General features: G+C 39.9%; 3 protein-coding genes. 1 reads left to right on the top strand and 2 read right to left on the bottom strand.

Going from position 1 to position 1,092, the window contains the following annotated elements:
* On the top strand, positions 1 to 273 hold a 273-nt coding region (gene rpsI / locus CEX73_RS02990; protein WP_101627102.1), incomplete at its 5' end, for a 30S ribosomal protein S9.
* Here rpsI (CEX73_RS02990) and rpsI (CEX73_RS02985) read toward each other — a convergent pair.
* Both rpsI (CEX73_RS02985) and rplM read right to left on the bottom strand, forming a co-directional pair.
* Positions 176 to 478, bottom strand: a complete 303-nt coding sequence (gene rpsI / locus CEX73_RS02985; protein WP_101627101.1) for a 30S ribosomal protein S9 — start codon at positions 476 to 478, stop codon at positions 176 to 178. The two genes, rpsI (CEX73_RS02990) and rpsI (CEX73_RS02985), sit on opposite strands and share 98 nt — an antisense overlap.
* Before the next feature lie 15 nt (positions 479 to 493).
* Positions 494 to 922, bottom strand: coding sequence for a 50S ribosomal protein L13 (gene rplM, locus CEX73_RS02980; protein ID WP_101627100.1), 429 nt, complete (start codon positions 920 to 922; stop codon positions 494 to 496).
* Positions 923 to 1,092: the final 170 nt, after the last annotated feature.

Genomic DNA, 1,092 nt, shown 5'->3' with positions numbered 1-1,092 from the left:
ATGGTAGTTCTTCAGCCGTTAGAACTAGTCGATATGGTAAGTAAAGTAGATCTATACATTACTGTTAAAGGTGGTGGTATCTCCGGGCAAGCTGGCGCGATACGACACGGTATTACCTGTGCACTAATTAAGTATGACGAAACCCTACGCACAGATCTACGTAAAGCCGGTTTTCTTACCCGTGACGCTCGTCAGGTTGAACGTAAGAAAGTTGGGCTACGTAAAGCCCGCCGTCGTACGCCTCAGCTTGCCCGGAGATACCACCACCTTTAACAGTAATGTATAGATCTACTTTACTTACCATATCGACTAGTTCTAACGGCTGAAGAACTACCATGCGAGCAGTTTCTCGCCCAAAGTACTTATCTATACTACGTAGATTAATAATAATTTTACCACTTCCTACTGTGTTTAGAAACACACGAGCGGAAGAACTTTTACGGCGACCAGTACCATAGTATTGATTTTCAGCAGCCATCACTTATAATCCTAACTAAATTTTCAGAACTTGCGGTTGCTGTGCAGCATGGCGATGCTCCGCACCAGCGTAAACTTTCAGTTTTCTCAGCATTGCCCGACCTAGTGGTCCTTTTGGCAACATACCTTTAACTGCTATTTCAATTACATGCTCAGGGCGACGGGCAATCATTTCTTGAAAATTCTTTTCTTTCAGCCCACCGACAAAGCCAGTGTAATGATAGTACTTTTTATCGCTATGTTTATTACCGGTTACAGTTATTTTTTTAGCGTTTAAAACTATCAGATAATCTCCCGTATCTACGTGTGGCGTATAAATCGCTTTATGTTTACCACGTAGACGAAGAGCAAGTTCGGTAGCAAGACGGCCCAGTATTTTACCACTAGCGTCAATTAGATACCAATGACGTCTTATATTTTCTCGCTTTGCGGTAAAAGTTTTCATTATAAAACTTACCCCATTTGTTAATAATCATGTGAGTTAACAAGTTAACACAAAAATTATTTAATTATTTTAATAAAATAGTGTCTTAGGCGGAGGCTCTAATGCTGAAGCTATGAAGCATTTTGGGGAAATATACCACTAATATATAGAGTAGTATATATTAGCTAAAT

Source organism: Candidatus Palibaumannia cicadellinicola, from assembly GCF_002855795.1.
Classification (GTDB): Bacteria; Pseudomonadota; Gammaproteobacteria; order Enterobacterales; family Enterobacteriaceae; genus Baumannia; species Baumannia cicadellinicola_C.
Note: the sequence above shows the minus strand (reverse complement) of the source record. Positions and strands in the feature narration are given on the sequence as shown.